13 protein-coding genes are annotated in these 25,090 nt (G+C 68.9%); 11 read left to right on the top strand and 2 right to left on the bottom strand.

Translation table 11 applies throughout. The features are described 5' to 3' along the window. Positions 1–160 precede the first annotated feature (160 nt). Entirely contained in the window at positions 161–862 is a 702-nt protein-coding gene (locus RCR19_RS02070; RefSeq protein ID WP_331269314.1) for a TetR/AcrR family transcriptional regulator, read from the top strand. A gap of 112 nt (positions 863–974) precedes the next feature. Here the strand turns inward: RCR19_RS02070 and RCR19_RS02075 are convergent, their stop codons facing one another. After that, a complete protein-coding gene (locus tag RCR19_RS02075; RefSeq protein ID WP_331263457.1) occupies positions 975–1,826 on the bottom strand; it encodes a formate/nitrite transporter family protein in 852 nt (283 codons plus the stop codon). Between the two features lie 341 nt (positions 1,827–2,167). On the opposite strand from RCR19_RS02075, the gene RCR19_RS02080 reads away from it, so the two are divergent. The 6 genes from RCR19_RS02080 (at position 2,168) to RCR19_RS02105 (ending at position 12,579) form a co-directional block, all read left to right on the top strand. Then, entirely contained in the window at positions 2,168–3,181 is a 1,014-nt protein-coding gene (locus RCR19_RS02080) for a LacI family DNA-binding transcriptional regulator (protein ID WP_331263458.1), read from the top strand. Between the two features lie 267 nt (positions 3,182–3,448). Continuing rightward, the gene (locus tag RCR19_RS02085) at positions 3,449–4,783 is read left to right on the top strand and encodes an ABC transporter substrate-binding protein (protein WP_331263459.1); all 1,335 of its coding nucleotides are present in this window, start codon (positions 3,449–3,451) and stop codon (positions 4,781–4,783) included. Positions 4,784–4,790: 7 nt separating this feature from the next. Beyond that, positions 4,791–5,741 carry a sugar ABC transporter permease gene (locus tag RCR19_RS02090; RefSeq protein WP_331263460.1) on the top strand — a complete coding sequence of 317 codons (951 nt, stop codon included), beginning with the start codon at positions 4,791–4,793 and terminating at the stop codon, positions 5,739–5,741. Further along, the gene (locus RCR19_RS02095; protein WP_331263461.1) at positions 5,738–6,595 is read left to right on the top strand and encodes a carbohydrate ABC transporter permease; all 858 of its coding nucleotides are present in this window, start codon (positions 5,738–5,740) and stop codon (positions 6,593–6,595) included. Before RCR19_RS02090 ends, RCR19_RS02095 begins: the two co-directional genes overlap by 4 nt. Positions 6,596–6,657: 62 nt before the next feature. Continuing rightward, the gene (locus tag RCR19_RS02100; protein ID WP_331263462.1) at positions 6,658–9,387 is read left to right on the top strand and encodes a glycosyl hydrolase-related protein; all 2,730 of its coding nucleotides are present in this window, start codon (positions 6,658–6,660) and stop codon (positions 9,385–9,387) included. A 216-nt stretch (positions 9,388–9,603) separates the two neighbouring features. Further along, positions 9,604–12,579 (top strand): glycoside hydrolase family 2 TIM barrel-domain containing protein, encoded by a 2,976-nt coding sequence (locus RCR19_RS02105; RefSeq protein WP_331263463.1) that lies wholly within the window; start codon positions 9,604–9,606, stop codon positions 12,577–12,579. A gap of 236 nt (positions 12,580–12,815) precedes the next feature. Here the strand turns inward: RCR19_RS02105 and RCR19_RS02110 are convergent, their stop codons facing one another. Continuing rightward, positions 12,816–16,898: a discoidin domain-containing protein gene (locus tag RCR19_RS02110; protein WP_331263464.1), complete on the bottom strand. Its 4,083-nt coding sequence runs from the start codon at positions 16,896–16,898 to the stop codon at positions 12,816–12,818. A gap of 800 nt (positions 16,899–17,698) precedes the next feature. Here RCR19_RS02110 and RCR19_RS02115 point away from each other — a divergent pair. From RCR19_RS02115 to RCR19_RS02130, 4 genes are all read left to right on the top strand, one after another. Continuing rightward, the gene (locus RCR19_RS02115; RefSeq protein ID WP_331263465.1) at positions 17,699–19,951 is read left to right on the top strand and encodes a carbohydrate-binding protein; all 2,253 of its coding nucleotides are present in this window, start codon (positions 17,699–17,701) and stop codon (positions 19,949–19,951) included. Between the two features lie 362 nt (positions 19,952–20,313). Continuing rightward, complete coding sequence (locus RCR19_RS02120) at positions 20,314–20,619, top strand: hypothetical protein (protein WP_331263466.1); 306 nt, start codon at positions 20,314–20,316, stop codon at positions 20,617–20,619. Between the two features lie 479 nt (positions 20,620–21,098). Beyond that, entirely contained in the window at positions 21,099–23,396 is a 2,298-nt protein-coding gene (locus tag RCR19_RS02125; RefSeq protein ID WP_331263467.1) for a SpoIIE family protein phosphatase, read from the top strand. 209 nt (positions 23,397–23,605) lie between these two features. Then, positions 23,606–24,961, top strand: a complete 1,356-nt coding sequence (locus RCR19_RS02130; RefSeq protein ID WP_331263468.1) for a mycothione reductase — start codon at positions 23,606–23,608, stop codon at positions 24,959–24,961. Positions 24,962–25,090 lie beyond the last annotated feature (129 nt).

Genomic DNA, 25,090 nt, shown 5'->3' on the forward strand with positions numbered 1-25,090 from the left:
CCTCTTCGGTGCGTCCGTTGTTTCCGTTGCTAACGGGATCTCGTTACCGACGACCAAGGTAGTACATACAAGCTAATAGCGGTAGCTTTTTCTTGTTATCGTTGAAACTGTTGAGAAACAGACAAAAAGGTCTCCTGCAGCGGACACCCGGGAACGTCTGCTGGACGCCGCGGCATCTCTCCTGAGCCACGGCGGCAGAGAGGCGGTCTCCACGCGCGCGGTGAGCGCGGGGGCCGGGGTGCAGGCACCGACGATCTACCGGCTGTTCGGCGACATGAACGGACTGCTCGACGCGGTCGCGACCCATGGATTCCGCACCTACCTCGCCGACAAGCACTCCCTCGGCGACACCGACGACCCGGTGGACGACCTGCGCCGCGGCTGGGATCTGCACATCGAGTTCGGCCTGTCGATGCCCGCCTTCTACGCCCTGATGTACGGCGAGGGGCGCGAACGGGCCTCGCCGGCGGGCCGGGAGGCCTATCGGATGCTGCGTCGGCAGATCGGGCGGGTGGGCGCCGCCGGAGGTCTGCGCATGAGCGTGGACCGGGCGACCCTGATCATGCACGCCAGCGGTGTAGGTGTGGTCCTGTCACTGCTCGCCACTCCCCCCGCCGACCGGGACGCCGGGATCTCACTCATCGTCCGCGAACAGGTGCTGCGCACGATCACGACCGGACACGAGGACGAGTCCGCCGCCCCGACCGACGTGCCCAGCCGGTCCGTCGCACTGCACGAGGCGCTCCGGAGCAGCGGTACCGCGGCGCTCACACCGGCCGAGCAGGGCGTACTGGCCGAATGGCTCGACCGTATGGCCGACGCGGACAGCGTCGGCCGCAGTCGGGCGGGAGGGCGACCGTGACGGCGTCCGCAGCCGGGCCCGGGCGAACAGCGCGTCATGGTGTGCGAGTACCTGGGCGAGCCATCCGGCCGGGCCCCGGACACCCGCCGACCGTCTGCGGGAAACCCGCCGGTCAGGAGGAGACGGCCGACCGTTCCGGGAGCACGACGGATTCGGGGGCGGGCCCCTTCGGCGTGCGCCGACCCAGGAAGCCGTAGGCCGCGCCGACGAGCAGACATCCGCCGACGAGATTCCCCAGTCCGACCAGAACGAGATTGTGGGCGAAAGCGCCTGCGGTCGCATCCGGCACATGCTCGAACATGCCGAGCGCGAAGTAGGTCATGTTGGCCACCACATGCTCGAAGCCGGACGCCACGAAAGCCAGAATGCCCCAGAAGATCAGCATGATCTTGGCCCCGTCGGACGTGGTCCGTGCCGCCATCCACACAGCCAGGCAGACCAGGAAGTTGCAGAGCACCGCCCGAAAGAAGAGGGCCGCTCCGGACGCCGCCGTCTTCGCCTTGATCACGCTCGTCAGCAGGACGAGAGCCGGGGCGGCATGTCCCGGGGTGGCACCGGAGGTGATGACACCGCTGCCGTGCACCAGCCAGGCGAACAGAACCGACCCGACGAGGTTGCCCACGAACGAACCCACGATCACCGCCAGGGCGTTACCGACCGTGCAGCGCCGGGCGATCGCCCCCTGGACCATGGTCATCATGTTGCTGGTGGTCAGTTCGGCACCCGCGAAGACCACCAACGTCAGTGCAACGGCGAACACCAGCCCTTCGACGAGCTTGGTGAACGGCGACGACGCGGCGAGCAGAGGTCCGCCGACGCTCAGCAGCAGCACCACCCCCACCCCGATGAAGGCGCCGCCCAGCGACGAACTGACCAGGTAGCGACCCGGCTTGCGGAGACTTTCGGCCTTGTCGGCGGCCACCTGCCCCTGTTCGACAAGGGCCTCGGATATGGCGATGGGCATGCTTTCACTTCCTGTGCAGCGTTGTGGTCCCCCTGAGGGATCTACGGCGAAGCGCCGGGCCTGCAAGATCGGCGGTACAGGCTTTTCGATCCTGATCCGCCTCATGACCCAATTGCTTCAACGGAATACAAAGGTCTGACAAAATGGTGGATGTCCGATTCGACGGTACAAGATCGGACTCGTTCGCGGCTGTGTGCATCGTCACTCCGGAACCGGCGCCGAGGTCTTTCGCTCCGCTGCATGCCCCACCGAGGGACCTGACCTCGCGCGGCCGCGCCCGGCGCAGGCATACTCGGGGCCCTGCGGGCGCGTCCGCGTTCGCGAGCAGCAGGAGGTGGGCGATGGTCTCGTCGTCGTCGGTGCCGGGGACCGAGCCCCGGAAAGTCACGATCCATGACGTCGCCCGGTCCGCCGGGGTGTCCCGGCAGACCGTGTCGCGGGCGTTGAACGACAAGGACGAGATCGACGGCACCACCAAGCAGCGCGTCCTCGACGCCGCCCGGGCGCTCGGCTACCGGCCCAGCAGGTTCGCCCGAGGTCTGGTCCGGCAGGACACCACCACCATCGGACTGGTCATCCCCGACCTGCTCAACCCCTTCTTCACCGAGGTCGCCGCGGCCGCCCTGGAGGCGGCACGGTCCCGGGGCTGGCACGTGGTCGTGTACGACACGGCGGACAGGGCCGAAGAGGAACGCGGCACACTCCAGGTGATCAGCTCGCAAGTGGACGCGGTGGTCGGCTATTTCAGCTGCCCGGAGGACGAAGTCGAACTGTTCACCCGCGGCATGCCGGTGGTGCTCATCGGGCGCGAGCACCGCACGGCGCGGTTCAGCTCCATCCGGATCGACGGTGAGGACGGTGTCCACGCCGCGGTCGCGCACCTGGTCGCCCGGGGCCACGCACGGATCGGCATGCTCGACCACGACGGCCGCGCCGAGCCGAGCATCCGGCGCGAGTGGTTCACCGCCGCCGCGACGTCCCATGGGCTCGACGCCGGCATGGTGGTCGGTGCGGACCAGTCGGCCGACGGCGGCGGCGCCGCGCTCAGGACGCTGCTCACCGCACATCCGGATGTCACCGCGGTCCTGACCTTCAACGACATCATCGCGATCGGCGCGCTGCGCGAGGCGCGCCGGATCGGCCGCAGCGTCCCCGAGGAACTGGCCGTGATCGGCTTCGACGGCCTGCAACTGGGCGCGGTCGTCGAACCGCCGCTCACCAGCGTCGCCCTCGACACACGCAAGCTCGGCGCACTCGCCATCGAGCAGGTCGCACGCCTGCTGACCGGGGTGAATCCGCTCGCGGCCGACGACCTCGTCGTCCGGGCCGAGCTCCGGCTGGCGGGTTCCGCTTAACCGGCCGGACTCGTGCGCGACTCGAACTCTTGACACTCGACCGGACCGGAGCGCACACTTCCGAACACTTCACAACGTTCCCCGTGAGCGTTCACGTGAACGTTCACGTGAACGCTCACGGGGATAGCACACATGGTTGCCAAGTCCCGCCTCGGCGTTCGGCGTCCAGCCGACACCGTGGCGTCCTGTCCCCAGAAGGCATCCCGCCTCAGGTGTCAACGTCGACCCGTCTAGCGCCGCCGCTAGGCGTTCTCTGGAACGGAAAAAATGAGCAACACAGTCACGCGCATCCGCTTCGCCGTGGTCGCCGCGGCCGCCAGTACCGTCGTACTCGCCGGGTGCTCGTCGCCCGCTCCGTCGGACAAGGCCTCCGCGGCGTCCTGCGAGCCCTCCAAGGGCAAGGTCACTCTTCAGTACTGGAATACCGTTCCGGGCATGGACCAGGTCGTCGCCCTGTGGAACAAGAAGAACCCGGACATCCAGGTCCAGATGAAGAACATCTCCAACGACCAGTACGGCACGATCGGCAACGCCCTCAAGGCGGGCAAGGCGCCGGAGCTCGCACAGGTCGGCTACGACGAGCTTCCCAGCCTGCGCACCCAGGACGCCTTCGTGGACGCCTCGGCCTGCTCGGACGCCACCGCCGCCAAGTCGAAGTTCGTCCCGTGGACCTGGTCGCAGACCAGCTTCGGCGGCACCGGGGTGTTCGCCATGCCCCAGGACACCGGCCCGATGGCCCTCTACGTCCGCAGTGACATCTTCAAGAAGAACGGACTCACCATCCCGAAGACCTGGGACGAGTACGCGGCGGACGCGCAGAAGCTGCACAAGGCGGACCCCAACCTCAGCATCACGTTCTTCGATCCGAACAACGCCGAGTGGTTCAACGGGCTCCTCTGGCAGAACAACGCCGAGATGTACAAGTACTCCGGCGACAAGTGGCACGTCAACGTCGAGTCGGACCAGAGCAAGCAGGTCGCCGACTACTGGCAGAAGCTGATCGACGACAAGCTCGTCCGCACCGACCTCGCGCACGGTTCGACCCAGATGTACGCGGCCTACCAGAAGGACCAGATCGCCACCTACGTCGGTGCGGCCTGGGGCTACAGCATGTTCCGCGACAACCTGCCCAAGCAGGCCGGCAAGTGGACCATCGTCCCGATGCCGACGTGGGGCGCGAACGGCGCGTCGGGCGACTGGGGCGGATCGACCGTCGCGTTCATGAAGGGCAACAAGCACCTGTACGAGTCGGTCAAGTTCAACACCTGGCTGAACAGCGACCCGGAAGCCCTCGCGATGGAGAACAAACTGGGCGGCCTCTACCCCGCGGCCAACGCCGGTCTGAAGCTTCCCGCCCTGTCCGAGGGCGTTCCGTACTACAACAACGAGAAGATCTTCGACGTCTTCGCGGACTCGTCCACGAAGATCGACACCAACTTCGCCTGGGGCCCCACGCAGAAGACCGTGAACCTGGCCCTGCAGGACGCGATGGCCAAGGCCGCAGGCGGCAAGGGCAAGATCACCGACGCGCTGTCCGCCGCCCAGGCTGCCGCACTGAAGTCGATGAAGGACCAGGCGATCCCGGCCACGGCAGGCAAGTGACCGCAGCATGACCGACATAGCAACCCGCCCAACCCGCGTGGTGGCACAGACCGGGGGCCGCCGCCGTCGTCTCAACGGCGGCGGCCCCCGGGCCGGCGTCATCGTCGCGTTCCTGACCCCGTTCTTCCTCCCGTTCGTGCTGTTCTACCTGGTGCCGGTCGGCTACGCCCTCTGGCAGAGCTTCCTGGTCGTGCGCAGGACCGGCGGCCAGTACGGCACCTCGTACACGACCTTCGGCGGCTTCGAACAGTATGTGCAGGTGTTCCAGAACCATGAGTTCTGGGCCAGCATCGGCCGTATCGGACTGTTCGGCATCGTCCAGGTCCCGATCATGCTGTTCGTGGCGCTGATCATGGCACTGCTGCTCGACACTCCCCTGCTCAAGGCCAAGGCGTTCTTCCGCATCACGGCGTTCATGCCGTACGCCGTGCCGGGTGTGATCGCCGCGATCATGTGGTCGTATCTGTACTCGCCGCAGCTCAGCCCCGTGGTCGACCTGCTCAAGGGGATAGGCCTCCAGCCGGACTTCCTCGGCCCGGACGCCGTGCTGTGGTCGGCGGCGAACGTCTCCACCTGGCTGTGGACCGGCTACAACATGCTGATCATGTTCTCGGCCCTTCAGTCGATCCCGCAGGAGCTCTACGAAGCCGCAAAGATCGACGGCGCGAGCAACTGGGCGATCGCGTGGCAGATCAAGGTCCCGATCATCGCTCCCTCGATCATCCTGACCACGGTGTTCTCGATCATCGGCACGTTGCAGCTCTACGCAGAGCCGGCCGTGCTGCGCCAGATCTCCTCGAACATCTCGAGCACGTTCACGCCGAACATGCTCGCCTACGCGGTGGCATCCGGAAACAACTACCAGCAGGCGGCGGCGATCTCCGTGGTCATCGCCGTCATCACCTTCGTCTTGAGCTTCGGGTTCATGCGACTGACGTCGAAGAGGGCCGGACTGTGAGCAACCAGCCCCTGATCCGTGAGAGCCGCGTCAGCCGCACGGCCATGATGGCTCTGATGTTCCTGCTGGCGATCTACTTCCTGCTGCCGATCTACTTTCTCATCGTCGCGGCGACAAAACCCCAGGGCGACCTCGCCGCCACCAACGGGCTCGCGTTCTCGCACTTCAACCTGTTCGACAACCTGAGCACCCTGTTCAGCCGCAGCGACGGCATCTTCGGCCGGTGGGCGCTGAACAGCGTGATCTACGCGGTGCTCGGCGCGGCCGTCGGAACGCTGATCTCCGCGCTGTGCGGGTACGCGCTCGCCAAGTTCACCTTCCGGGGACGGGAGTTCCTCTTCTCCGTCATCCTCGGTGGCGTCCTCGTGCCCACCACCGCGCTCGCGCTCCCGCTGTTCCTCCTGTTCTCGGCGACCGGGATCGTCAACACCTACCTCGCGGTGTTCCTGCCCAGCATCGTCAGCCCGTTCGGTGTCTACCTCGCCCGTATCTTCGCCTCCGCCGCGGTGCCCCAGGAGCTTCTGGAGTCGGCGCGCCTGGACGGGGCCGGCGAGTTCCGCACGTTCTTCTCGGTGGCGATGCGGCTGATGTCGCCCTCGCTGGTGACCATCTTCCTGTTCCAGTTCGTGGCCATCTGGAACAACTTCTTCCTGCCGATGGTGATGCTGCAGAAGGAGTCGCTCTTCCCCATCACGCTCGGACTCTTCGAGTGGAACGGCCAGACCGCCCGTGCCCCACTCCTGCAGGAATCCGTTATCACGGGGTCGCTGGTCTCGATCGTGCCCGTGATCATCCTGTTCCTCCTGCTGCAGCGGTTCTGGCGCACCGGACTCGCAGCCGGCTCCCTCAAGTGACCCCGCGCCGGCGCGCTCCCCACACGCACATCGCTCCACCCACACAGAAGGTCCCTGCCCTCATGCAGAACTCCGCAGTCTTCGTGCCTCATTTCCATTGGGACCGGGAATGGTATGAGCCTTTCCAGGTGTTCCGGCACCGGCTCGTGGCCGCCCTCGACACCGTGCTGGAGACGGCCGAGGCCGATCCGGACTTCCGGTTCACCGTCGACGGGCAGATGGCCGCCATCGAGGACTACCTGGAGATGCGCCCGGAGAACCGCGACCGGGTCATGGCCCTGGTCGCCGACGGCCGGCTCGCCATCGGGCCGTGGCTGATCCTGCTCGACGAGTTCCTCTGCTCCGGCGAGACCATCGTGCGCAACCTGCAGATGGGGTGGGCGGCCGCGGCGGACCTCGGCGGCTCCATGCCCATCGGCTACCTGCCGGACATGTTCGGTCACGTCGCGCAGATGCCGCAGATCCTGGCACGCGCCGGAATCGAGCACGCCGCGCTGTGGCGAGGTGTCCCCGGCTCGGTCGACGGTCACGCCTTCCGCTGGCGCGCTCCCGACGGCTCCGAAGTGCGCACCGAATTCCTCTTCGACGGCTACGACAACGGACTCGACGTCCTGCTGGTGCCCGACCAGATCGGGCGCGCGCTCGGCGAGTACGCGGACATGACGGCCGAGCGCTGGGGTGCTGACCCGGTGCTGGCGATGGCCGGCACGGACCACAACGCGCCCGACCCGAACCTCGCCGCCTGGCTGCGGCGCGCGTCCGGCGACGAGCGCGCGATCACCATCGCCACGCTCGCCGAGTACATCCGCGAGCACGTGCGCGACGAGGTCTCCGCCGTCGTCACCGGTGAGCTGCGCAGCCATGTCCGCGGGAACATCCTCCCGGGCGTGCTCTCCGTGCGGCGCCGGCTGAAGCAGCGGATGGCCGACGCCGAGCGGACCGTCGGCCACGCCGAGCGATTCAACGCACTGTGGTCCCGGCGCGACGACTCGGCCTTCCTCTCGCTCGCATGGCACAAGATCATCGAGTCGAGCGCCCACGACTCGGTCGTCGGCTCCGGCACCGACGAGACCGCCGATCAGGTCGAAGCACGTCTCGCCGAGGCCACGCACGCAGCGCGCGCGGTTCGCGACGCGGCGCTGGCCGAGCCCGCAGCCACGGTGCCGAGCGACGGCTATCTGGTCGCCAATCCGGTGCCGTTCGTCCGTACTGCCCTGGTCGAGGTGGATGTCGTGGCGCCGCCCGAGGGCGCCGTTCTGGTGTCTTCCGACGCCGACGGCTCGGCGCATCCCGTGCAGCTGATCTCCAAGGCCCCGACCGTGCTCAGCGACGAGCGCATGGACGCCTCGCAGCTCGAACGTGTGCTGCGCCGCATCCACCGCCGTGAGCTCTTCGGCCGGCTGATCGACCGCTACGAACTCACCCCGGGCACCCTCGTCTTCCACTTGGCCGAGGTGCCGACCAGCGGACCGTTCGATCTGCTGATCCTGCGCCGTGAGGTCGCCGACGCGGCCGCCGCGCATCCGGGTGAGTGGCGGGTGCTGACACTGGAGGAGGCACGCGCCACCGCCCTGGTACCCGTGACCGTACCCGCCGCCGGACTCGCGAGCTTCCGCGTCGAGCCGAGCGACCGAGGTGCCGAGCAGTCCACGACGGGCGCCCCCGCGACGGCGACCGCCCGCACTCTGGCGAACGGACTGGTCGAGGTGGCGGTGGCCGCGGACGGCACGCTGGATGTGACGGGAGCCGACGGAACCGTGCTGCGCGGGGTCGGCCGACTGGTCGACGGCGGTGACCGGGGCGACAGCTACAACTACGGCCCTCCGGCGCGCGATGTGCTCGTGTCGGAGCCGACGAAGGTCGCCGTGGACGTCCTCGAGAACGGCCCGCTGCGTTCCAGGCTGCGCGTCACCCGCGTCTACGACTGGCCCGCCCAGCTCACCTCCGACCGCGACGTGCGCAGCGGGGACACCGTGTCCACACCGGTGGAGACACTCGTGGAAGTGCGGGCGGGTGAGCCGTTCGTGCGCGTCTCCACGTCGTTCCTGAACCAGTCCGCCGACCACCGGCTGCGCTTCCATGTGCCGCTGCCCGAGCCGGTTGCCGGGTCCGCGTCCGCAGGGCAGTTCTCTGTGACCGAACGCGGGCTCACCGCCGAGGGCGGCTGGGGCGAGTACCCGATCCCGACGTTCCCCGCGAGTGAGTTCGTGTCGGCCGGCGCGGCCAACGTACTGCTCGACCACGCCACCGAGTACGAACTCGTCGGCGAGGGTTCCGAACTCGCCATCACCCTGCTCCGCGCGATCGGCTCGATCAGCGTGAACATCCACCCGCTGCGCGACGAGCCCGCGGCGAGCGAGATCCCGGCCCCCGGCGCGCAGGACCTCGGCATGCGCATCGAGAGCCGGTTCGCCGTGGTGCCATCGGCAGCAGGATGGCAGGGGGCGAACGCGGTCGCCCTCGCAGAGGGCTTCCACAACGATGTGCTGGTGACTCGTGGAACGGCGCCCGCCGGGGGCCGACTGCCCGACGACACGACCGGCGTGCAGGTCGAAGGTGCGGACGTGCTCGTCTCGAGCATCCGCCGCGTCACCGACGAGGAGAGCGGTACAGGCATCGAGGTCCGGCTCACCGCGATGAGCGACACGGGGTCGACCGTCCGCGTCAGCGGCGCATTCAAGGAAGCCACCACGGTCGACCTGCTCGGCCGGCGCCTCTCCACGACGCCGGCCGCGGACGGACTCGAACTCGAACTCGGCCCGTGGGAGATCCGAACGGTCGTGGTCCGGTAGACAACCGCACCCCCACCCAAGGGACGGCCCCATGGTGATCGGCGGACCCACGATCCACGGCACGGGCGAACGGCCCTGACCACACCCCCCATTTCTGGAGCCGGTCTTCTTTGCACGACGCCGGTGATCGAGGCCCACGACCACGCCTCGATCACCGCGCCGCGAGTGCGGTCGGCGTTCGGATCCGCATCGATATCAAGAAAGAGTTGTGACCTCGTGCCTTCCGAACCTTCCTCATACGTCTCGGACCCCACACCAGGACGTGGTGCACTACGCCCTGCGCGCTCGTGGCTCCACTCCGACGCCCCCTCACTCTCGCTGAACGGGTCCTGGCGTTTCCGCCTGGCCCCGACGGCGTCCGCGCCGGAGGACTTCACGGCCGACGCATTCGACGACGGCGGCTGGGACAGCATTCCGGTGCCCTCGCACTGGGTGCTCCAGGGCGACGGAGAACACGGGCGGCCGATCTACACGAATGTGCAGTTCCCCTTCCCGATCGACCCGCCGCACGTCCCGGACGAGAACCCCACCGGTGACTACCGCCGCCACTTCGACCTGCCCGCCGGCTGGTCGGAGGCCGAGCGTGTCGTGCTGCGGTTCGACGGCGTCGAGTCACTCTTCAAGCTGTGGGTGAACGGCGACGAGATCGGCAGCGCCGCCGGCAGCCGGCTCGCCCACGAATTCGACGTGACGTCGTCCGTGCGGCCGGGCGACAACGTCGTCGCCGTGCGGGTGCACCAATGGTCGGCGGCCAGTTACCTCGAGGACCAGGACCAGTGGTGGCTCCCCGGCATCTTCCGCGATGTCACCCTGATCGCACGCCCGGCCGGGGGCATCGAGGACGTCTGGGTGCGCGCCGGGTTCGACGACGGGCGCGGACGCGTCGAGGTGGAGGTCACCGCCGATGCGGCGGCGTTCCCGGTCACCCTTCGGCTGCCCGAACTCGGCGTCGAGCGGGTCTGGTCGACGGCCGCCGACGTGGCCGCGTTCGACATCGACGGCGTGGAGCCCTGGTCGGCCGAGCAGCCGCGTCTCTACGACGCCACGGTGTCGTCGGCGACGGAGACCGTCTCCCTGCGAGTGGGTTTCCGCACGGTCGAGATCCGCGGCGACCGGTTCCTGGTCAATGGACGCCGCGTGGTGTTCCACGGGATGAATCGCCACGAGGCCCACCCCGAGCGCGGCCGTGTCTTCGACGAGGAGCACGCCCGCGCGGACCTGGCCCGAATGAAGCGGTTCAACGTGAACGCGATCCGCACCAGCCACTATCCGCCGCATCCACGACTGCTGGACCTGGCCGACGAGCTCGGCTTCTGGGTCGTCCTCGAATGCGACCTCGAGACGCACGGCTTCGACAAGCTCGACTGGGTCGGCAATCCGAGCGACGACCCGGTATGGCGCGAGGCGTATCTCGACCGTATCCGGCGGACCGTCGAACGGGACAAGAACCACCCCAGTGTCGTGATCTGGTCGCTCGGCAACGAGGCGGGAACCGGCAGCAATCTGGCCGCCATGTCGGCGTGGGTCCACGCCCGGGACGCCGAACGGCCCGTGCACTACGAGGGCGACCACGCCGGCGAGTACACCGACGTCTACTCCCGTATGTACGCGTCGGTGCTCGAGACCGAGCAGATCGGAACCGACGGATCACGCGCGCCGCTCATGAACTGCACTCCCGCACAGGGCGCCCGGCAGCGCACCAAGCCGTTCCTGCTGTGCGAGTACGCGCACGCGATGGGCAACGGCCCCGGAGCACTCGACCGCTACGAGGATCTGGTCCACAGGCATCCCCGGCTGCACGGCGGCTTCGTCTGGGAGTGGCGCGATCACGGCATCCTGACGACGGCACCGGACGGTACTCCCTACTACGCGTACGGCGGCGACTTCGGCGAGGTCGTGCACGACGGCAACTTCGTGATGGACGGCCTGCTGCTGAGCAATGACGTCCCCACTCCCGGCCTGCACGAGTACAAGGCAGTTGTGCAGCCGGTCCGCTTCGCCTTCGACGGTGACGACGTCGTGGTCACCAACCTCCGGCACTCGGCGGACACGTCCGACCTGCGTTTCCGCTGGCGTGTCGAGCACGACGGCACACTGGTGGATTCCGGGGACATGAAGGTCTCCGTCGTCGCGGCGGGCGACTGTGAGCGTGTGCCCCTTCCGTCGGTGCCGGTGGCGCCCGACGCGGAGACGTGGCTCACGATCGACGCGGTTCTTGCCGCCGACACCGCTTGGGCGGGCGAGGGGCATGTGGTCGCCACGGCCCAGCTGGACCGTTCGGCCCCCCGTGCCGTGCCGGTCGCCCGTCCCGTCACCGACTGGACGCCGAGCGGGGGAACACTGACGCTGGGAGTCGCGGAGTTCGTCGACGGGTCCCTCGTACGCCTTGCCGGCCGTGCCGTGGCGGGTCCCCGGCTGGAACTGTTCCGTGCACCGACCGACAACGACGAGGGCACGTCGGGTGAGGTCGAGGACAGCGACGCCAGCATCGCCGGGGTGTCCCACGCCGAGCTGTGGCGCCGCGACGGACTCGACCGGCTCACCACTCGGCGTCTGTCCGTGGAGCGCGCGCCCGACGCCCTGCGAACGGTCTCCAAGGTCTCCGCGGCGCACTCCGCCCTGTCGGTGACGGTGGAGACCCTCTGGTCGCTCCAGGACGGCGAGCTGGAGCTCCGCGTGGAGATCCAGCCCTCGGCCGGCTGGCGGACGGTGTGGCCCCGGATCGGGATCCGTTTCGATCTGCCCGACGACGCGGCTCCCGTCGACGGCGCCGAATGGTTCGGCCTCGGCCCGCACGAGTCGTACCCCGACAGTCTCCGCGCGGCACGCACGGGCCGCTTCTCGTCGACCGTCCGCGATCTGTCCGTCGAGTACGCGCGGCCCCAGGAGACCGGTCACCGCTCCCAGGTGCGGGAGCTGGCCCTGACCAGCGCCGGTTCCAGGGTGCTGCGCATCGTGACGCTGCCGGACACACGCGGACGCCGCCCCGGCTTCACCCTCGGCCGCCACACCCCGCAGGACATCGCACAGGCCCGGCACCCGTTCGAGCTGCCCGAGTCGACGACCAGCCACCTGATCGTCGATGCGGCCCAGCACGGGCTCGGTTCTCGGGCATGTGGGCCCGATGTCTGGCCCGAGTTCGCTCTGCGCCCTGAATCCCGCACGATCAGGCTGCGCATCACGGCGGGCTGAACCATCGGCGTCGTACAACGGCCCGCGGGGCACACCGAGTCTTCGGTGTGCCCCGCGGGCCTTGGCTGTTGTGGGGCACGGCAGGTGCCGTGGCCGACGAGCCCGAAGCACGGAGACCGACGCGCGCGCGACCCCGCACGCCCGTACGCCGCCCCGCGCTCACCGAGTCATACGGTCCCGGTGTCGCGCCGGGCGGACGTGTGCGTGCGGAGGTCGGCCGGGCCGGTCGCGCTCCGTCAGGAACGGGCCCTCGTGGGGCTGCTGTTGTAGGCCTCCGCCTCGAGCGTGGGACGGCCCGAACGCAGCGCCCCGGCGGGCCAGGAGAGGGTGACGGTCTGGGACTCACCGGGCAGCAGCCACACATAGTTGTGGCTGTACAGCGTGGGCAGCACACGGCTGCCGTCCTCGCCGTCGAGCAGCGAGAGCCGGACCATCGCCGCGACGGCCGTTCCGCGGTTGCGGACCGTGGCCGTCAACTCGTGCCGGCTGCCGGAGCGGGAGACCTTCTCGATCGACGCCGACAGCTTGACCTGCTTCGCCGTGCTGAGCGACTTCATGGCGGCCGGCGTGCGATGGCGCCAGTAGGTGTTGCTCGACAGCAGGTGGCCCGCGCCGTCCTCCAGGGTGAGCCGCAGCATGTGCAGGTCGGGCAGATCGTCCGTCCAGTCGGTCGTGAAGGCAGACGCAGTGGCGGACGAGGCGATGTCGACCCTGGCGCGCTTCACGCTCCCCAGTTGCTGGCCGGAGAGGTCGTACACACGCGCGGTGACGGTGGCCCCCTTGACCGCCCTGGCGGTGTGGTTCACCGCGAGGACCTCCCACTTCAGCGGGTCGGCCTGGACGTGCAGGGGCTCACAGGCGGTGCGGGCACCGTAGTAGGTCCCGTTGACGTCGAAGTCGTAGTCGTAGGTCTGCCAGACGGTGCTGTGCCAGGCCGGGTGGGACATCCAGAGCATGAGGCCGCTGGCGTTGTCCCACAGGTTGGCGTTCCACGCCTCGAACATGGCACGCATGTTCTCGTAGTTGACGAACTGTGCCTTGCGGGCGAAGTCGTCCAGGTCCGTGGCCGTGCCGAGCCGGTCCTCGATGGCGGCCTTGTAGTTCTGCGGCGCCTGGTTTCCGTGCTCGCTCCAGTCGTGGTAGTACCACGCGCCACGGATCGGCCACTCCGGCTCGTCGCCCGTCATGTTCCGCATGCTGGCCGCGGTGGACACCACGGGCATGCCGATCTCGGTGTGGAAACCGAAGTCCCTGCTGCCGTAGGTGGAGGGGTCGAAGTACTTCTCGGGCTCGACCCAGCCGTAGGGGCCACCACCGGTGATGATCCCGCCGGCCGAGTTGTTCTGGTACAGGATCCCGGGCGCCTGCTGCTCGACCGCGTCGCGCATGCCCTTGTCGATGGCGGCGGGGGGATTGCCCTCGTTGGCACCGCACCACACGACCACGCTGGGGTGGATGCGGTAGCGCAGCACGGTGTCGGCGGCGAGGGTGTTGAAGGCGTCGTGGTCCGGCGGGTCCATGCCCCAGGCGTTGGGGAAGTCGTTCCACACCAGGATGCCGTGCTCGTCGCAACTGGCGTAGAACTCCTCACGGTTGCTGCTGCCGACCCAGTTGCGGATCATCGTGAAGTTCATGTCGCGGTGCATCCGGACGGCGGCGTCCATCCGCTCGGCGGGCATGCGGCGCAGCAACTCGTCCCAGCCCCAGTTACCCCCGCGGGCCAGGACCCGCACCCCGTTCACGCTGATCTTCAGTGGGTCGGGGTTGTTGGACACGGACTTCACGTCGGTCCAGCTGTCGCCGTCGGCGGACACCTGGATGACATAGGTCTTGGGGTAGGCCTGCTCCCACACGACCGCCAACCGGTCGAAACGCCGGGCGGATCCGAGGTCGACCTGGATCCACTGGTGGTCCTCGTACTGCGAGGACCAGCGTGTACCCGAGTTGCCGTCGGTCGCGTGGGCGGCCGGGTGGTCGGGGTCCTCCGTCGAGGCGGTGGCCTTCTGGTGCAGTGCGAGGTCGGTGCCCGGCTCGGTGCTGTCGATGACGGACAGGGACCACAGCGAGTTGCCCCAGCTGGTGTTGCGCAGGCCGCAGTTGAGGCGGACGTAGCGCGCGGTCTGCGCGGTGAAGTCCTCGACCTGGAGGCTGGCGTCGCCGTTGTTGAACGGCAGCGGCACGGCGGTGTTGTCGACCGACTTGGCGTCCGTCCAGGTGGCGTCGTCGGTGGACACCTGCACCACGTAGCTCGCGGCGTAGGCCTGTTCCCAGACCAGGTCGACCCGGTCGAAGGACTGCTGGGAGCCCAGGTCGACGCGGATCCACTGGTCGTCCTCGTACGAGGAGGACCAGCGGGTGCCGGGGTCGCCGTCGGTCGCGTTGGCCGGGCCGTGGTCGTCCCCGTCGACGCTGGAGGACGTGGCGGGCGCGTGCAGGGCGAGGTCGGTGCCCGGCCGGTCGCTGTCGAACACCGACAGGGTCCACAGTGAACTGCCCCAGCCGGTGGCCCGGGTCAGACATCTGATCCGGACGTAGCGGGCCTGCCGGCTGCCGAGGTCGACCGACTGCGTATAGGCGTCACCCGTGGCGACGAAGGGCAGCGGCACCTTGTACTCGTAGCCGAACTGACGGATGCCGAAGCGGCTGACGCGCCGGTCGCTCTCCGCACCGTCCACCGAGGCGACGAGGGTGAGGTCGTGCAGGTCGGGGCTGCCGAGGCCGTTGGGCCACCACAGCTTCGGGTTGCGCAGCCGCAGCCGAGTGAAGGCGTCAGGGGTGAAGGTGACGTCGAGGCTCTTGCCGCCCGGGACGGTGACGACCTTGGACACCTGCACATCGCCGAAGGAGGCGGAGACGGTCGCCTTGTGGTCGGCGGAGTCTGCGTTGCGAACCGGGACCACGATGGTGATTTCCGCGACGGACGTATCGGGGAGCTGCGGCAGCACGCTGTCGACGCGCGGGTCGCCGATGACGACATGCCCGGTGGATCGCAGCCGCACATGGTTCCAGATGCCCGCCACCCGGTCGCGCACCGCGGGCATCCAGTCCCATCCCGAGGAAGCGAGATAGGTGGGCGAGTTCAGGTTCATCTGCTGGGCGCCTGCATCCACCCAGGACTCACCGGCCGGGCCCTTGTCACCAGGGCTGCCGGGAACGGGCATCGGCGTGATCTTCACTGCCAGGGCGTTCTCGCCCTTGGCGGCAAGGAGCGCCGTGATGTCGTGCGACGAGCGGGCGAAGGGATAGGTCACCCCGCCGACCTGCTGCCCGTTGAGCCAGATGTCCGCCCGGTGGTTGATGCCGTCGAACTCGAGCCAGACATGACGTCCGGCCCCGGTCCGCAGGCCGCGCGGCAGATCGAAGTCGCGCTTGTACCACCAGGAGTGGCGCGACAGCGCCTCGGGGATGTGCAGGTTGTTCAGGCCGATGACGGGGTCGGGCAGCTTGCCCTGGTCGACGAGCGAGGCCAGCACCGTGCCGGGAACCGTGGCAGGCAGCCAGCCGCTCGTGTCCACGGTCGCCCTGGACAGCTGCGCGCCGTCGCCGCCCGCCCAGTCGTCCATGGTGAGGGTCCAGCCGGACTCCAGCGGCACCGTGCCGTCGTCGGCGACCACCAGTTGCGGCGCCCTGTCGTGATGGGTGCCCCAGTCAGTCCAGCCGGTGGCCGACGGGCGGTGGCCCTTGGCGATGCCGTAGACCTCGAAACCGTTCAGACCCAGCGGGTTGGGGTTGGACCGCTTGCGGGCGGTCATCCGCACCCAGCGGGCCGTCGCCGGCTTCGGCAGCTGGATCTCCACGACCCCGCCGGTGCCCGCGGTGGTGCGATACACGCTGGTCCAGGACTTGTGATCGCGAGAGGTCTCGACGACGAAGTCCACCGCGTAGCTCGACAGGATCTCCTTGCCGGTGGTGCCGTCGGCCCAGTTGCCGCTGGAAGGAGGCGTGAACACCGGGTCGCTCGCGTCGGCCTCGAACGTGAGGCGGATCCAGGTGACCTGGCAGTCCGCCTGAAGGTCGACCGATATCCACTGAGGGTCGCCGGCCGCGGCGCGCCAGCCGGTGCCCCGGACTCCCTGCGCGGTGATCCGGTCCACGACGAACTCGCCCGGGGTGGGCGCGTAGTCCGTCGAGGAGACCGAGACGGGACGGTACGCGGCGAGTTCGCCCGGGGCCGCCGTGGCTCCGGTGGACGCGGGCTCAGCGGCAGAACTCGTCCCCGGGAACACGGTGCCGAGACCGAACCCTGCCAAAAGAGTGGAGCCGGTTGCGACGACGGAACGTCGAGAGGGGTGACGCGACGGATGCGCCTGATGTGCCATGGGTGGGAAGTCCAATCACAAGAAGACGCCGGCAGGATGGACGGCTCGGCCAGCACGAGCTTCAGCGGTATGACAACGTTGCCTGACAACGTTGCCAAAGGCTGTTCCGCGAAGCGGCTTCTGTCAAGACTCCCGGTAGGGATCGAGACCTGCCCGAAAGGGGCGGGACGTATGGGAAGTTGCGGCCGCAACGACTGGCGCGGGGGTGCTTCGCGCAGAACGGCACCATGAACACAGGCCGGACACGCCTTTTCCTTGGAAGGAACGCCGCCCCGGTTCTCGGCCGCCAACCACTTTGCCGAAATTTTTTCTTTTACTGCCGAGCGCCCCGATTCGGGAGCGGGGAACCCACCCCGCCCTTGCGCCGCGACGGCGATCGCGTCACGGGCGGACGGAGGCCCGTCCGCCGTACAGGTCCACGCAAATCCCGCCGAGCGGGCGCCCCTTCCGCTCCCCACTCCGGGATCAGCCGGAAACCCTTTCTTCACACCTTGACTTAACACCAGTGAAATTGCTTGGATCCAACCCGTCGGTGAGGCGGGAGGGGGCGGTCGGAGTGACTGACGCCATGTCGGGGTGTACGCCCACCGACCCCTTTCCGGGCGCCCGTACCGCGGCAACAGGCCGGCCGGTCCCTTTTCCGGAACAAGGCCGGCCCGCGTCGCCGAGGGAGGTCGACACCGCGGCGGCAGGCCCTGACAAGCCACATGACCACGGCTGCCGTTGCCGATGCGACGGGCTCCCTACCACCGACCTGGCACAGCACAAATCCCCGGTATCCCCAGACTCCAGGAGAAGCTGTGAGACGTTCTCTCAGCGCGATCGCCGCCGTGGCGGTCACGGCGCTGACCGCACTGGTAGGCACGGGCCCCACCGCACATGCGGACCGTTCCGGTCATGAACCGGCCGGGCGGGGCCCGGTCGTGACCGGCACCTACTCCACCGGCGCCGCCCACGCATGGCAACCGCTGCCGAGCGTCCGCGTGGGCGAGGACAAGGACGCCCCCGCCGATGCCACCGTGGTCGTCGATCCGAGCACCACCCGGCAGCAGTACACGGGCATCGGCTTCTCCCTCGACGAGACGAGCGTCTCCAACCTGTGGAAGCTCACCCCCGCGAAGCGCGAAGAGGCCGTCAAGCTCCTGGTCGACCCCAGACACGGTGCGGGCCTCGACCGTTTCCGGCTGACGATCGGCAGTCCGGACCTCATCGAGCATCTGCCCTTCTGGTCGGAGGACGACCTCCCGGCGGGCGTCTCGGAGGACTTCGGCCTCAAGCACTTCTCCATCCAGCGGGACACCGACCTCCACATCGTCGACACGATCAAGCTCATCCAGCGCTACAACCCGAAGGCGACCTTCTTCGCCTCCGCGTGGAGCGCGCCGGCGTGGATGAAGACGAACAACCGGTTCACCGGAGAGGTCGCACTCAGGCCCGGCAGCACCACGGACTATTACCAGGTCGGAAAGCTGCGCGACGACTGCATCGACGTGTTCGCGCGCTACTACGTCAAGTTCGTCCAGGCCTACGCCAGGCACGGCGTCCGCGTCGACGCCCTGACCATGCTCAACGAGCCGGGCATGGACGTGGTCTACCCGGCCATGGACATCAGCGTCGCCCAGCAGCAGAAGCTGGCCCTGGCGATCAAGCGTGAGTTCCGGGCCGCCCATCTCGACACCCAGCTCTATGTGCACGACTTCAACTTCTGGGACTGGCGTGACCCCAACAGCACGGCCACCAAGAACTACCACCGCATCTTCGACGACGCCCCCGACGGTTCGGTGACCGGAAGGCAGGTCCGGAAGGCTGCGGACGCCATCGCCTTCCACCCCTACTGGGGGGATCCGCGTGTGATGCGCGACGCCTACGAGGAGACCGGCAAGCCCGTGCACCTCACGGAGACGAGCGACCTGTCGTCCTCGACCCTGCTGAGCGACTTCCGTCTCGACGCGGGCTCCTACATCCTGTGGGCCCAGACGACGGACCAGGACGGCGGGACACTGCACTGGACGCCCGCGCGGGACAACAACATCGACTGGGACCAGGTCGCCGCCACCACCAAGTGGCCGGACCGGCTGGTCACGGTGGACACCACGGCCAAGGACTTCACCGTCCGCGACGAGCTCTACGGCCTCGGGCAGTTCGCCAAGTACCTCTCCCCCGGTGATGTGCGCCTGGAGTCCAGCGCGGCGGAGCACGGGATCAGCAACGTGGTCTTCCGGTCCGGCGCCGACAGGTTCGTCGCCGTGCTCGGCAACACGAACGACACCGACACCGAGGTCAGGGTCGTCACTGCGGGCAGTTCGTTCGTGGTCACCGTCCCGGCGGGCTCGTTCGCCACCTACCGCTGGCAGGACCACGCCCCCGCGGACCACCGCAACCACGCCCCCGTCCTCAGCGGGAGCACCGAGGTGGTCGCCGACCAGTACAGCACCGTGCACCTGCAGTTGCGGGCCACCGACCGTGACGGGGACCGGCCGGCCTACTACGCCGAGGAACTGCCGGACGGGGTCGCCGTCGACCCGGCGACCGGCCTGGTGACGATCCACCCGACGGCCGCGGGCGAGCAGGACATGACCTTCTACGCCACCGACGGCCGGGCCCGCGACCAGTTGGGCGTCCACCTGACCGTGCGGCCGCACGCCGTCCCGGTGGGCGAGAGGATCGAGGCGGAGAACTACACCGACCAGCACGGCTGGCCCGCGGACGGCAGCAACTTCGTCGAGAGCAACGCCGCGGCGAGCGGGGGCAGGAACGTGGGCTGGACGGCCGCAGGCAACTGGCTCCGGTACGACGTGGACGTGCCGCAGTCCGGCACCTACGACGTCGAGTTGCGCGTCGCCAACGGCACCGGTAGCGCGGCGCCCGACGCCCTGTCCCTGCGCGACCGGAGCGGAGCCACACTGGCCACGGTGTCGGTCCCCGCGACGGACGCCTGGAGCGACTACCGGTCCGTGCACACGACCGTCACGCTCGCAGCCGGGGAGCAGCCGATCACCGTCTACTGCGGGACCGGCGGCTTCAACCTCGACTACCTGCGCCTCACCGAGTAGTCACCGGCCCGCCGGGAGCCCGGGTGCCTCCACGCCCAGTGGAGGCACCCTGTGCTGCGAGAACGCCTCGGCACCCGCCGCGGTCCCGGCGCCGGCCCTGACTCGACCACAGTGAAGGGGCGTTGACGACCTCGCCTGACACGACGTCAAGTGAGGCTTCGAAGGCGCGAGATCGCCCTCCACTCACGCTCCGCGAGGGCGTCGGGGACCGTGCTCCATCAAGACGGAGTCTTGGGAAAACATCTGCGGCCGGGGCGCCGTCCGCTCCTGCGGTCGCCATGCGTGATTCACCCCGTCGACGCAGCCGGCGTATGCAAGTCCGGTCATCCACTCGGACGCTGGAGGAGCCGTCATCGCGCGGTGTGTCCGGCACCATCGACCAGTCCTTCTTCAAGGACGGCACCGCCAAGGTCATCACCGCCGTCACCGGCGACCCCGACGGTGGACACACCTCGGTGTACGCCAAGGAGGAGGTGATCTGGATGGGCACGCGCGATGTCGACCACCCCTACGGCTTGGCCGCCTTCACCGTCGATCCCGGCCGCTTCCCCGGTGACACCACGCGGATGCATGTGACGTATTACAAGGTCAACAGGCCGAACGGCGAGCTCAGCGTCTTCGAGCGGTTCACCCTGTACCGCGAGCGGTCCGACGGCCAACGTCACTGATCCCCGGCGCGGACGAGCATCGTGCCCCTTGCCAGGTCGTCCGCGCCGTGCCCGCCGTCCGCCGACGGCGCCGGCGTGCCTTAGCTCGTCCCGGGCTCCGGCACACCCCGCGACCGGCCTTCGGCTGTCCCGGAAACCCTTCCGTCGCCCGCGACGGCCGATCGCTTCGCCCGGCGCTGAATCACCCCCCCACCGCCCCCCTGACGTCGTGCGCACCAGAGTCCGGCCGCCTGCCCCCGTACGCCCCTGTGGTCCGTCGACGGCGCAGACAGGCACCTGCCCGTCCGGGGGGTGCACCGAGCCGGCACCCGAGACGCGAGTCCTTCACCCGGCTGGAGCAGAGCGGGGTGGCGGTGGCCGCGCCCATGGCGCAGCGGCGCCGCCGGAGAAACGCGGGCTGAGCCGATCGGTGTAGCTGCCGTGCGCGGGGGCCTGTCGTCGCCGCAGGACGGGCACAGATGGATCCGGAGGTGCTTGCCATGCCCAGCGGTGACGTGCTCATCCTCATCGATGAGGCCGGCAGGGTGGTCGAGTGGGGGCATGCGGCCGAGGAACTGTTCGGGTGGTCGGCCGAGGAGGCCGTCGGCCGGCACGTCTCCACACTCGTACGGGAGGGCGCCGACGACACAGGACGCCGAAGAGGAATCCCCGAGGCGGCCGCGGTCCTGGTCAGGCCGGTACTGCGCGGCGCACGGGTGACATGGGAGGTACGGACGTCGTCGGAGCCCACGCCGGAGCAGGATGCGGCGATCCTGAAGACGCTGTTCGCCCACTCCCCCACGGGGCTGCACGTCCTCGACGCCCGGCTTCGTGTCGTCCGCGCGAGCACCCCCGGACTGCGCGACACATCCACGGGACGCCTGCTCGGCACGCATTTCACCCGGGTGTACGACCTCGAGGACCCCGAGCGGGAGACGGCCGTGGCGCAGGGCGTCCTCGACAGCGGAGCGGCGGTCGTCAACCGGCTCGTGCGAAGCGCGAGGACCCCGGGTGGCACCAAGCGCCGCGTCCACTCCGTCTCCTACGTCCGTCTGGAGGACTCCCGGGGCCAGGTGCTCGGACTCGTGGCCTCCACCCTCGACGTCACCGATCGGGAGAACGCACGGGACCGGCTGGACCTCCTGAACTCCGTCCGCGCGCGGGTACGCCACGGCCCGAACGTGGGCGCCGTGTGCCAGGAGTTCGTCGAGGTGGTCGTTCCCGCCTTCGCTGGCATCGCCGTGGTCGAGGTCATCGACGACGTCGTCCGCGGTGAGGAGCCTCCGCTGGTCCCGGTCCGCGAGGACATCCCCCTGCGCCGAGCGGCCTTCCACGGCGGTAGCCCGGCGCACCCGATGGCCGATGTGCGCCCGCCGCCGGCCGGCACGCCGTTCAGGAACGTGCTGTCCGATCTCCGGCCGCGCCTCGTCCCGATCGGGGAGGACAACCCCTGGCCCGCGGCGGATCCGGCCCGCGCCGAGGCCATCAGGAGAGCCGGCGCCCACTCGCTCATCGTGGCGCCTCTGGCACTGCGCGACCGGGCGCTGGGCATGGTCGCCTTCTACCGCGTCCACGAGCAGGACCCCTTCGAGGAGGAGGACCTCGAGGTGGCTTCCTCCGTGTGTGCGCATGCCGCGCTCTGTATCGAGGACGCCCGTCGCTACATGCGTGAGTGGATCACCGCGGCCACCCTCCAGCGCAGGCTCCTGCCACAACAACCAACCACACAGAGCACCGTCGAGACCTGCCATCTGCACATCGCCGACCCGGAGGGCGGCGGCGCGTTCTGCGACACCATCGCTCTGCCCGGCGCACGGACCGCGCTGATCGTCGGCGACGTCGCCTGGCACGGCATCGCCGCGGCCCTCACGATGGGCTTCCTGCGCACCGCGCTGCACACCCTGGTCGCGCAGGACCTGCAGCCCGACGAGCTGCTCGCGCGCTTGAACGACACTGCCGACCGCATCGCCGCGGCATGCGCCGCGCTGCCCCCCGGTGATCCACTGCACACCGAACAGCTCACCGCGGGCTGCATCATCGCCGTCCACGACCCGATCGAGCTCAACTGTACGATCGCCCGGGCCGGCCTCCCCGAGCCGGTCGCCGTGTTCCCCGACGGGTCCACCCTCGTCCTGCCGGTACCTCCCGGTCCCCCGCTCGCCGGAAAGGGCAACGCCCCCTTCCCCGCCGCCACCGTCAGCCTCCCCGAGGGAAGCACACTGGCCCTGGGCACGACCGGGCTCGCCCCGCATGTCCTGATGCGGTCCGCGTCGCAGAACACCTTCGCGGACGGCGTCGGCGCAGGGCCTCTGTCCGATCTCCGCGACGCCGTCGCCCATGCGCTCACGGGCGCGCCCCACACCGGCGACCAGGTGATGCTGTTCGCCCGGACGACGGCACTGCCCGGCGATCGCGTACTCACCCGCGCACTGCCCGCACACCCCGAAGCCGCGTCCATCGCCCGCAAGGTGACCCGTGAGCGGCTCCGGGCCTGGGACATGGACGAGGAGACCATGTTCACCGCCGAACTCATCGTCAGCGAACTCGTCGGCAACGCCATTCGCTACGGCGCACCACCCCTGCAACTGCGTCTCATCCACGACCGCATGCTGACCTGCGAAGTCACCGACTCCGCCAGCAGCGCCCCGCATGTCAAACATGCGCGCACCGTCGACGAAGGCGGCCGGGGGCTGTTCATCATCTCGCACCTCACGGACCAGTGGGGCACGCGCTATCACGAGCGGGGAAAGACCATCTGGGCCGAGCAGCCGACCCGGCACCGCACGCCCTCGTCGTGACCCCGGTGCGCCCTGCATCCACCGCGCGCCAAGCCCGGATGCCGCAGCGGCGTCATCCCTCGACATCGCATTCCGCGTGATAGACACCTAGGAGGCATCCGCGGGAAGCGGACCGTGCGGTCGATCCTCACACAGCCGCGGGCCTGTGGCCTCACCGCAAGGCCACGCGCCGCAAGGCCACACATCTCGCCGGAGAAAGGTGGACGGGCGTGCAGCGCTACGATCTGGTGATCCTGGGGGCCGGCAGCGGCAACATGCTGCTCGCCGACGAACTCGCCCATCTGCGCACCGCCGTCGTGGAGCCGAACCGCTTCGGCGGCACATGCCTGAACCGCGGGTGCATTCCCAGCAAGATGTACGTCCTTGTCGCCGACGCGGTCGAAAACGCCCGGGCCGCGGCCCGGCTCGGCGTCCATGCCACCGTCGAGCGCGTCGACTGGAGGGCCGTCCGCGACCGGATCTTCCGGCGCATCGATCCGCTGCACGACGGCGCGCTGGACTACCGCAGGAAGAACGGCGTCGACGTGTACACCACGGAGGCACGCTTCGTCGGGCCCAAGGTGCTGCAGGTGGGAACCGAGCGGATCACCGCCGACACGTTCGTCGTCGCCGTCGGATCACGGCCTGTGGTGCCGGACATCCCGGGATTGGACTCCGTTCCCTTCCACACCTCGGACACCATCATGCGGATCGACGACGTGCCCTCCTCCATGGCAGTCATCGGCGGCGGTTTCATCGCGGCGGAGTTCGGTCATGTATTCGACGCGTTCGGTACGGACATCACGGTCGTGACCCGGGGGCCGCGCCTGCTGACCGGAGAGGACGAGCAGATCTCCGCCCGGTTCACCGAACTCGCCTCGCGGCGGCATCGCGTGCTGCTCGATGCCCGCATCACCTCCGTCGAGCGGCGTTCCGGAGGCGTCGCGCTCACTGTGACCTCACCCGACGGGGAGCAGGTGGTCGAAGCCGAGATGCTCCTGGTGTCCGCAGGCCGCCGGCCCAACACCGATCGGCTGGACGCGGTCGCCGGCGGGCTGGAACTCGACGAACACGGCCACATCGTGACCGACTCGGCCTACCGCACGTCGGTACCCGGCATCTGGGCCCTGGGTGACGTGGCCAATCACTTTCAGCTCAAGCACATGGCGAACGCCGAATCGCGGATCGTACGCCACAACATTCTGCATCCCGAGGACCTGCGCACCCTGCCCAACGCCCTGGCTCCGCACGCTGTGTTCACCAGCCCTCAGATCGCCGGTGTCGGACTGACCGAGCAGGAGGCACGCAACCGCGAGATCGACTATCTGGCGAGCGTCCGCGACTACGCCGACACCGCATACGGATGGGCGCTGGAGGACACCACCAGCTTCGTGAAGGTCCTGGCGAGTCCTCACGACCGCAGGCTTCTCGGGGCACACATCATCGGCCCTCAGGCGGCGACGCTCATCCAGCCGTTGCTCCAGGCCATGACGCTGGGCCTCACGGTGGACCGGATCGGCCGGGACGTCCTGTACATCCACCCCGCACTCACCGAGGTCGTGGAACAGGCCCTTCTGGCCCTGTAGTTGCGACGAGACACCGCGCCGCTCGGGCAACGGTGGTCGCTTCGGTCGCAGGTCGGACGGATACCATGAGGCTTGTATCGCCGGAATTGGACTGAGCCCATCTGCTCGGTGAGCGCCTGGGACGATGCT

The sequence above is a fragment of the Streptomyces sp. WAC07094 genome (assembly GCF_036320405.1).
Taxonomy (GTDB): Bacteria; Actinomycetota; Actinomycetes; order Streptomycetales; family Streptomycetaceae; genus Streptomyces; species Streptomyces lannensis.

Excerpts from the sequence above, each read along its gene's own strand:
- RCR19_RS02110 (WP_331263464.1), bottom strand. The coding sequence starts at position 16,898 with ATGGCACATCAGGCGCATCCGTCGCGTCACCCCTCTCGACGTTCCGTC.
- RCR19_RS02080 (WP_331263458.1), top strand. The coding sequence starts at position 2,168 with ATGGTCTCGTCGTCGTCGGTGCCGGGGACCGAGCCCCGGAAAGTCACG.
- RCR19_RS02100 (WP_331263462.1), top strand. The coding sequence starts at position 6,658 with ATGCAGAACTCCGCAGTCTTCGTGCCTCATTTCCATTGGGACCGGGAA.
- RCR19_RS02075 (WP_331263457.1), bottom strand. The coding sequence starts at position 1,826 with ATGCCCATCGCCATATCCGAGGCCCTTGTCGAACAGGGGCAGGTGGCC.
- RCR19_RS02090 (WP_331263460.1), top strand. The coding sequence starts at position 4,791 with ATGACCGACATAGCAACCCGCCCAACCCGCGTGGTGGCACAGACCGGG.
- RCR19_RS02085 (WP_331263459.1), top strand. The coding sequence starts at position 3,449 with ATGAGCAACACAGTCACGCGCATCCGCTTCGCCGTGGTCGCCGCGGCC.
- RCR19_RS02125 (WP_331263467.1), top strand. The coding sequence starts at position 21,099 with ATGCCCAGCGGTGACGTGCTCATCCTCATCGATGAGGCCGGCAGGGTG.